Raw genomic sequence first — 9,665 nt, forward strand, 5'->3', positions numbered from 1 at the left:
TAACTACTGTGGTACGGATAATAGTGAAAACAACAATTTTTTTGGTACATGTGCTCTTTTACGTATTGAATGCGTAAAAAAGTTTATCTTAATAAGTAGCCTGTAATCGTGGCAATGGCCTCGTATACGGGGAACTCATCAGTGACGTAACTGCGTATACTTGTAAATGCCATTCTTCTTTTTATGAGTAAGAAGCTCATTACCCTTATGTAATTCTCGGGAATGAAATATTTTTAAAGAAACCGATGCGAAACAAGAATTGGGAATCGCATTCAAAAAAACCACACCGATAACGATGTGGCTTTAAGTTGTAATAGAAGATATTAAACGTTGAGTTCGTAGTCTTCTTTGTATTTCATAAATATTTGATAGCCTTTTAATTTTTTTAAAGCTGGGTGTTTTTGAATTTCAGCTAAGCGTCTTAAAACTATTTGCGCGAAAAAGTTTTCTTCAAAATCTTGATGAACGCGCGATTTGTATTCTCGCAAGTAAAACTTAAACAAAGACAATTCATCACAGCCTAACTGCTGCGCCCAGTCGTCGAATTCAAAAATGGCATTATCACTTTCGGCTCGGGGTTTGTTATAACGAATAGCATTGTAAAGTCCGTAATAGTCTCCTTCATTACCATACGTGAAAAGTAAGTTAAAACACTTGGTAAAAAACTCCTTATCATACCCATAACAGAATTCAGAAATAGGGTCAATGTGTAAATCCACGTTCGATTTATAGTGTTCTCTGATAATTGCTAATGCGTTTTCAAGAGAGGTTTCCTCCCAAAAATAGGCATACAAGGTATCAGTAACAAGTTTGGCTTTGGAGAGTAGTAGTGTTTTCTCTTCTTCATTAAGTTCCCAACTTGCCTTGTCCGGACGCTGTACATTTCTCTTGGCAGCTTGCCATAGTTCTTCTCGAAATTGAGTTTGAGCTAAACGGATATAAACATTCGAGGGCTTGATTAGATGAACTTGTTTTAGGAATTTTAGTGCTCTCGGAACTTCTAAGTATTGGAAGCTCTCTTGCATGGCTTCTTTGCGTTTCTTTTCCATGGCGGCGAACATCGGCGATTGGTCTTCGTCCACGATATCCATCTCGGAAAATTGGGTTACCAAAGAGTGATAATATTTTTTTAATGGATCGTCGTCTTCTAAGTTTTCTAGCTCGTTATAGTCCAGTCGTTTTTCTAAAACCAGTATTTGAGTAGCGAAAATCAAGGACCTCGGAATTTTTAAATCCATCATCATATCTTCAAATCGGATGATTGCTTCTGGTTGTGCATTGTAAACTTCACCACTTTCTGTAAACTCTTTAAAAGAGGTGTACAGTAACTTTAGCGGAGCCGAATCTGTAAATAACAGATAGGCTTTTAGTAAGTTTTTAGCGACGTTTGCTGGTGCAACACGGGCTACCCATGGAATAGAACTCAATGCCATAACAGCGTTTTCAGAGTGAAAAATTATATTTCGTGCTTTAACCAGACTACTGTCGTGGGCATCTTCATCTTCTTGTACTACCAGTAAGGTATTGATAATTTCTTGAGCAGTGGCTAACGTGGTGCTAGGAGCAGTATTACCCTTGCGCAACGATTGAATAAGCTGTTGTTCTTCTGCTGTTAAACTTGCGATACCGTCCGTCATCAATTTTTGCATAAGGGCTTTTGGAGGCATCGCCGGAGTAGGAGGGATGAGATAGTTTCGCAACTGCTCCATGGACGTTTCCAAATAAGTTTTGGTTTCAGGTTGGCTGTAATGAACGTGCTGTTCGTTAGAAGCAATTTGCCAGAGGATGGTTTCAAACAGGTGTTCCTGGTAAAAATCGATGAGTTCAATCAGGTGCGGATTATTAGTGTTACCTAGGTCTTGAAGTTCTGTGTAAAGTACAAATGCAACGGCCATTAATTGCGACCCCATAGCGTATTGCTCTTGACGCATGCCTGGAGAAACGGCTAAGATATCCGGATCTTGCAACGCCACGGCAGCCTTTTTTATTTGTGTAAATGCTTTCGTAAACCATGCAGGGTTTTTTTGATAGAGTCGGTGTATACTGCGAAGTTTATTTTGACCAAAAGATTCCGTAAATGCATCGTTTACCTGAGCGTATACTTCTGAAACAAACTCTTCTTCACTGAGTTTTTTAGTATCGTAGTTTTGGAGTAGCGTTGCTTCGTCCATTAGCTCCAGTCGGTCACAAATTTCTTCAATATCAGCAGGGCTAAATCTATTTTTACCTGTGAGTTTTACCAATACTTGAAAACAACGAAGTGCCTTTGGGTGATTACTTTGTTCATCACCGTCCAATCCGTAGCTATCAGGGTTTAAGTATGGAGCCACAAAATGCTCCAAGATATCGAGTAAACTTACCTCCTGTGCCAGATTTTCTGAAAGTCGGAAATCGCCACTTCCGTAGTACTCTAATCGTTTAAATAATTGTAGCTTGTGATCAAATGCTAACTTTCGTATCGGAACCTGTTGTAAACTCTGTAATACCTCAGACGGTGTCCCCTTTTCGATGAAGTCCAGTATTTCTTGGCCGTTCGCAAAGCAGGTAAGGAAAAATTCATTGTTGATTTCGTAATCGTATTCTGCTTCGTATTCTTGGTAAAAACTGTCGCTAGAAATTTCCGCTAGAGTTTCTTCTCCATAGTTCTTTCCGCTGCTGTAGTAAAAATCTTTTCGAGGGATGTCTTTAATCGCGTTGAAAACGTCACGATCAAATTGTTGAATTTCTTCCTGTAAAGTCTTTCCGTGAAATTCAAAGCTGTCTTCTCGGTATCGTAAAGCTACGTATTCGGCTTCTTCATCTGACTGCGGTTGTTCTTCAAAACGCGTTTCCATTTCGACATCGTATTGATCGACGATAATATCGAAAAACCGCTCAATAACAGTTTGCTCTTCTTCGAAATCTGGGGCTAAGCTTTGAGGATACTTTTTAAAGGCATTGACAACACATTCTTTGTAGTATTCGTAATTTTCTCGATGCTTTGTAAAGTATTCTAATAGCGTTTCTTTTTCTCGGTCGTCCTCTGTGTAAAAATTATCGTCTAGGGCAATGTGGAAATCGTTGAAGCGCACGTGTGCTAGCAGCTTTAAATTGTCTCGTGAATACCCGAATTTTTGAAGGAGGAAATAAACAGAAGGAGCAACGTGGTATTTTATCTGGTTGTAATCACTGTCTCTGGCAATGAAATCCCCGATGAGATAGCTGTATTCCTGTGAATGCAGTGCTAAGATTACGAGTATACCTATTCCGAAATATTGATTGGTACTAAAAAAAAGCTCGTTGGATGAGTTAACTTTCATGGCGTACGCAATGAGCTCCTCACAGATGTCAAGAACTAGCGGAAGCAAATCGTCATAGGCCAATGCATGTTGAAACACTAATAAGTGTGAATACGCTGCGTAAAAATCAGGGCGGTTTAGTTGCTCCAACGTTAAATGTGCCAAGTGCTCCATCTGATCAAGGTCAGGATCGTTGTGGTTTAGAAACTTCGAATACTCTTGTAGTTGTGGTAAGTTTTTAAAGTCTTTGTTCTCAAATAGATTTTTGTCCTCAGGAATAAAAGCAGGAACCAAATCGATTAGTTGTCCTGTGGCATAGGCCTCCTGCATTTGAGATTGAAATTGAGCTAAGGCCTTTTTAATAGCGTCGTGTTCTAGCGTTAGGCTAATGGTTTTGAGTTTCATTTAATAATAGTAAATGGGGTTTTGGTATGGAAAATTTAGTATCTGTTAATTTTCGGAATAGCGTAGACTATCCCGGTATGGCAATTTTTTTTACTGTGTTATTGAAAATTCATACAGACCAGGGTTCTCTGCTATCACGGAAAACTCAACGGCAAATAAGCGCTGAGGCAAGCAGTGAAAAGCTGCCGAATAGGCCTGTTGTCTCGACTAAATTTATGAGGAAAGTTGAAGGGTAATTAATGGTAAATCCCCTCAGGGGTCAAGGACAAAACAAAGATACGCTAGCCAGAGAAATGTTACAGTATGGAACGTAGATAAAAACAAAGAAGGAGCTCATTACTTAACCTAGGATAAGACGATGACGTCAAAATGAAGTTTTGTGAGCGCTGTAAAAATAAACCCACCGATACAATCGTTATAAAAAGGCGGCCAAAAACAGCTTTTGTTAAAAAATCAAAAGTTAGTAAAATTGGCATTATTTTAGTAGCTTAGCAAGTGATGTAATTGAAAGCGTATTAAAACGACAGAAGATATATGAAGACGAAAATTTTTATTCCAATAGCAGCCTTTTTGTTGGTTGCTCAAGGCATGTTTGCCACCAATACTTCATCAAAGGGGGACCCAGAAAAAGACAGAGTAATTGTATATGTTTTAAAGAACATATTAAGTAGGTATCACTACGTCCAGAAAAAGATTAACGATGATTTTTCTGAATACGTGTACACAGACTTTATCGAAAGCTTAGATCCTAGTAAAAGGTATTTTACCCAGGCCGATTTAAAAGAGTTTTCGCAATACAAGTACATGATTGATGATCAATTGAGAAATACCAATATCGATTTTTATAAATTGGTGTACGGTCGTTTCTTGACGAAGTTAGCAACGGCAAAAACAACCTACAGAGAGTTGCTTAAACAACCTTTTAACTACAATAAGAAGGAGCTAATCAATGTAGATTACGAAAAGTTGCCCTACGCGGAAAATGAAAAGGAGTTGGTGAACTATTGGAGAAAACAACTTAAACTATCGGTTATCGGACGAATCGATGACTTGGAAGCCGAGCAAGAGGCAAAGTTTAAAAAAGACAAAAAATTTAAAAAGAAAGGATTTGCTGCATTGGAAAAAGAGGCGAGAGCCAAAGTATTGAAGAATATGGATGAGTTATATGCTCGTATCGATGAGTTAGAAAACTCAGATTGGTATTCTACCTTTTTAAATAGTGTGGTAAGTGGTTTTGATCCACATACAACTTATATGTCACCGCGCGTAAAATCAAGATTTGATCAGGATATGTCTGGTAAGCTTGAAGGTATTGGGGCACGTCTACAGAAAAAGGGAATGTATACCCACATAGTAGAGCTTATTTCTGGTGGACCAGCATGGAAGCAAGGAGAACTAGAAGCAGGCGATATTATTTTAAAAGTAGCGCAAGGAGAAGAAAAACCGATTGATATTGTCGGGATGCGTTTGGATGATGCTATTAAATTTATCAAAGGAAAGAAAGGAACTGAAGTTCGTTTGACGGTTAAGAAAAAAATCGATGGATCAACGAAAATCATTCCGATAGTTCGCGATGTTGTTGAATTGGAAGAGACTTTTGTGAAATCGAGTATTGTTGAAAAGAACGGTAAGAAATACGGAATCATCAACCTACCTAAATTTTATATCGATTTTAGTGACTTAAATAGAAGAGATGCAGCAAAGGATATGGAAAAAGAAATTGCTCGTCTTAAAAAGGAAAAGGTAAGCGGATTGATTATAGATTTAAGAGATAATGGAGGAGGTTCTCTCAAAACAGCCATTGAAATCGGAGGTTTGTTTATTGATAAAGGACCTATAGTACAAGTGAAGTACAGAGGTGAAGATCCCTTGGTAAAAAACGATACCGACGAACGTGTGCAGTGGGATGGTCCTTTGGTAGTTATGGTCAATGAGTTTTCAGCTTCAGCTTCAGAAATTTTTGCCGCAGCAATGCAAGATTATAAGAGAGGAGTGATCATTGGAGGAAAGCAAACTTACGGAAAAGGAACAGTACAGAATATTCTACCCATCAACCGTTTTTATCAACAGTACCCAGGTGATTTAGGAGCCTTGAAAATGACGATTCAAAAGTTTTACAGAATTAATGGAGGCTCTACGCAAAAAGAAGGAGTTTATGCGGATATCGCATTACCTTCTCGTTACAGTTATATGAAATTTGGGGAGAGAGATTTAGACGGAGCTTTGCCTTGGGACCGAGTTGCTCAAGCCAAGTATACCACGGCTGATTCGTATAGCAATTTTGCCAATGTTGTTTATGAAAGTAAACAACGAGTACTCGCAGATAAAAAATTCCAAAAAATTAATGAGTACGCCAAGTGGTTAAAGGCTAATCAGGATAATAATGAGTACTCATTAAATTATAAGGAGTTTAAAAAAAATACGGCTAATAAAACCAAAGAGAGTAAAAAGTTTACAGAGGTTTTTAAATTTACGTCTAACCTGACATTCAACTCACCGAAATACGAGTTTGAATTGATGAAAAAAGACTCCGTGTTAAAAGACAAGCGCGTTGCATGGCATAAAAATCTTAAGAAAGATATTTATATGAACGAAGCGCTAAATGTTCTTAGTGAGCTTAAAATGAAAAATGATCACCACTTGGTGAAACACTAGAGAAGATACTAGCACTCGAAACGAGATTTATAAACTGCCCCCAAAATGTTAAATACAATTTGGGGGTGTTTTTATGAGTGAATATTACTCAGGTCTTTTCCTGTAGGGTGTTCAAACAGTTCTAAATCGAAAAAAGGAACACTGGCTAAGAAATGATCAAAGAGGTCAGCTGCTATCCGCTCGTAGTTCAACCAAATTTTATTTTTACTAAAAGCATAGATTTCTAAGGGAATTCCATGTGTTGTTGGTGCCAACTGACGAGCCATAAAGAGTAATTCTTTGTTGATTTCTGGATGGTTCGCTAAGTAGCGTTCCACGTAGATGCGAAATACACCTAAGTTTGTGAGGTTTCTTCCGTTTATTATAAGGTCCTTGTTAATCTTGTTAGCAGTATTGAATTGTTCAATGTTCGTTTGAGTTTGTTGTAGGTAGTCTGAAATCAAATCAATCTTGGATAATCGAGTAATATCGTCTTCGTTAAGAAATCGAATAGAATTAACTTTAATATACAAGGCTCTCTTAATTCGTCTTCCCCCTGAGTTACTCATGGCTCTCCAGTTCTTGAAAGATTCTGATATCAGTGAGTAGGTTGGGATACTCGTTATTGTATTGTCAAAATTTTTAACAATAACAGAAACCAAGTTGATTTCAATAACATTACCGTCAGCAGCGTATTTTTCCATGGTTATCCAATCGTTTAGGCGCACTGTATCGTTAATTGAGATTTGTATGCTAGCTACAAAACCAAGGATGGTGTCTTTAAATATGAGAAGGAGAACAGCGGAAAATGCCCCGAGGGCTGTGAGAAATTTGAGTAACGATTGGCCAGTTAAAATTGAAAACACGACAAGCGTTCCCAGAAGCCAAACAAAAATCATAAAAATCTGTACATAGCTTTCTAGAGGTTTGTCTTTAAAGGAACTGAAGGTTCGTAGAAAATCTTTAAGGGTAAAGAGAATACTTCTAATAAACCATATGATAAAGAAGCTAATCAAAAGTAATACTAATTTATCAGCGTAAAAGAGTAGGCGTGGAGCTCCTGTAAAGATATTGGGCAGCGATAAATCGAGTAGAATCAGTACGATGATTCTGGTGAATCCTAACAAAACTTTATTCTTAATCAATAAATCGTCAAAAGAGGTCTTTGTACGAATGACGAACCTACTTAAATAACGTCGGCTGAATATGTGAACCAAGCGAAAAAGTAAAAACCCGATAAGAAGGATCAAAACCAGCTTGGTGAGTATGCTAAAATATATTGCAGTATTGGTGCCTACAGAAAAATGATCTCTGTAGAGATTGAAAAAGTAATTTTCTTTCATGTGTTTTAAATTTCAGTCAGTTCTTCTCCAGTAGCTAAATCGAATTTCTTTCTGAAGAAGTAAACAAATAAGTATAATAAAGGAGTATCCAATGCGGCAATGAGCATTTTAAATAGGACGCCACTAATTAATAAGCCCCAAAATTTACTCCATTCGATAATCTCAAAATTACACAATAAGATTAAAACGGTAAGAGTATCTATGAATTGTGAGCTAAAGGTTGAAAAGTTGTTGCGTAACCAAAGGTGTTTACCTTTCGTGAGATTTTTCCAATAGTGGTAAATGCGAATGTCAATAAACTGGGCAAACAAATACGCGAGCATCGAAGCCAATACTGCTAGTGGTGCCGCACCAAAAACTAAACTAAATGTATCGTTGTTTACTTTAGACCATGACGTAGCTGGAGCTTTTTGTGATACATAAATAATCGCTAAAGAAAATAAAGAAGCAAATATTCCTGCCACGACAACTTGATTGGCTTTCTTTCTTCCGTAAATCTCTGATAAAAGATCTGTAATCAAAAACGTAATAGGATAAGGTAATAGCCCCACAGATATTTCGAATAACTTTACATCAAAGATTTCTATATCCCAAGGATACCAGTAAAAGAACTTTTGGAAAATTAAATTGGAAGTTACCAATGATGCGATAAAGAGAGCAGCTAAAATTAAAAATATGAGTTGTGCTTGCGATTTTTGTGCTGTAGTCATAAAACGAAGATAGTAATTTTAAAAATTGTATGTTTGCATTAAAACAAACAATAAAGCAAATGAAAGCGTATATTTTTCCAGGTCAGGGAGCACAGTTTACAGGAATGGGATTAGACTTATATGAAAACTCGCCTGTTGCTCAAGAACTATTCGAAAAAGCAAATGATATATTAGGTTTCAGTATTACTGATGTGATGTTTGAAGGTACTGCTGATGAATTGAAGCAAACTAAGGTTACACAACCGGCAATTTTCTTGCATTCTGTTATTCTGGCCAAAGTGTTAGGTGACGATTTTAAGCCTGAAATGGTAGCAGGACATTCTTTAGGTGAATTGTCAGCATTAGTGGCAAATGGAGTATTGTCTTTCGAAGATGGTTTAACTTTGGTGTCGAAAAGAGCTTTAGCAATGCAAAAGGCCTGTGAATTACAAGATTCTACGATGGCAGCAGTACTCGGATTAGAAGATGCTGTTGTAGAGGATACTTGTAAAGAAGTAGAAGGAGTGGTAGTAGCGGCAAATTACAACTGTCCAGGACAACTTGTTATTTCAGGAGAAGTAGCTGCTGTAGAAAAAGCCTGCGAGCTATTGAAGGAGAAAGGTGCTAAAAGAGCATTGTTACTCCCAGTAGGAGGAGCGTTTCATTCTCCATTGATGGAACCAGCTAGAGAAGAATTGGCAAAGGCCATTGAAGAGACTACGTTTAATACACCTACCTGTCCAGTATATCAAAATGTGGTGGCTAAGGCAGTGACTAGTCCAGACGAGATAAAGGAAAACTTAATAGCTCAGTTGACGGCACCAGTGCGATGGACACAGTGTGTGCAAGCGATGATAGCGGATGGAGGAACCGAGTTTGTTGAGGTTGGACCAGGAAAAGTGTTGCAAGGGTTGATGAGAAAAATTGACCGAAGTGTTGCCGCAAGCGGTGCAGCAGTAAGTATGTAATACAAAACATATATAGCAAAACATATATAGAGTGAAGAAGCAGGGACCTCCCTGCTTTTTTTTAGTTTGTATGTATAGTAATCCACGAGGTATTTGGAGGGATTAAAAAAACATAAACAGATAACTGGTTGTTAAGTAGTGTTTTGACTTTTCTGTGTCAAAAAACGATAAAAATAGTAAGGTAAACCCATTGTCAATTCAAAAAGAGCTTCTATATTTGCACCCGCTAACGGAAAAACGCAAGTTTAAAAAGTAGCAAAGTTCATTAAAATATCGTGGCAAAGAGAGGTTAAGAAAAGATTAAAAATAAGTTTCAAAAAACTTGTATAAGTCAAAAAGAAGTGAGTA

The 9,665-nt window shown here is 37.5% G+C and carries 5 protein-coding genes; 2 read left to right on the forward strand and 3 right to left on the reverse strand.

Translation table 11 applies throughout. The annotated features are described in order from the left end of the window. Positions 1-323: 323 nt before the first annotated feature. Complete coding sequence (locus ACXAG7_RS11880) at positions 324-3,683, reverse strand: hypothetical protein (protein WP_476666902.1); 3,360 nt, start codon at positions 3,681-3,683, stop codon at positions 324-326. 534 nt (positions 3,684-4,217) lie between these two features. Between ACXAG7_RS11880 and ACXAG7_RS11885 the strand changes: the two genes are divergently transcribed. Next, complete coding sequence (locus tag ACXAG7_RS11885) at positions 4,218-6,338, forward strand: carboxy terminal-processing peptidase (RefSeq protein ID WP_408045324.1); 2,121 nt, start codon at positions 4,218-4,220, stop codon at positions 6,336-6,338. A 71-nt stretch (positions 6,339-6,409) separates the two neighbouring features. On the opposite strand, the gene ACXAG7_RS11890 is transcribed toward ACXAG7_RS11885, so the two are convergent. Together ACXAG7_RS11890 and ACXAG7_RS11895 are read right to left on the reverse strand one after the other, a co-directional pair. Then, on the reverse strand, positions 6,410-7,660 hold the full coding sequence (locus tag ACXAG7_RS11890) for a mechanosensitive ion channel family protein (protein WP_476666903.1): 1,251 nt from the start codon (positions 7,658-7,660) through the stop codon (positions 6,410-6,412). Between the two features lie 5 nt (positions 7,661-7,665). Further along, positions 7,666-8,370, reverse strand: coding sequence for a queuosine precursor transporter (locus ACXAG7_RS11895; RefSeq protein ID WP_408045322.1), 705 nt, complete (start codon positions 8,368-8,370; stop codon positions 7,666-7,668). Positions 8,371-8,429: 59 nt separating this feature from the next. Here ACXAG7_RS11895 and fabD point away from each other — a divergent pair, with 59 nt between their 5' ends. After that, positions 8,430-9,317 (forward strand): ACP S-malonyltransferase, encoded by an 888-nt coding sequence (gene fabD / locus ACXAG7_RS11900; RefSeq protein ID WP_408045321.1) that lies wholly within the window; start codon positions 8,430-8,432, stop codon positions 9,315-9,317. Positions 9,318-9,665 lie beyond the last annotated feature (348 nt).

This window comes from Tenacibaculum sp. AWR4_210 (assembly GCF_056160945.1).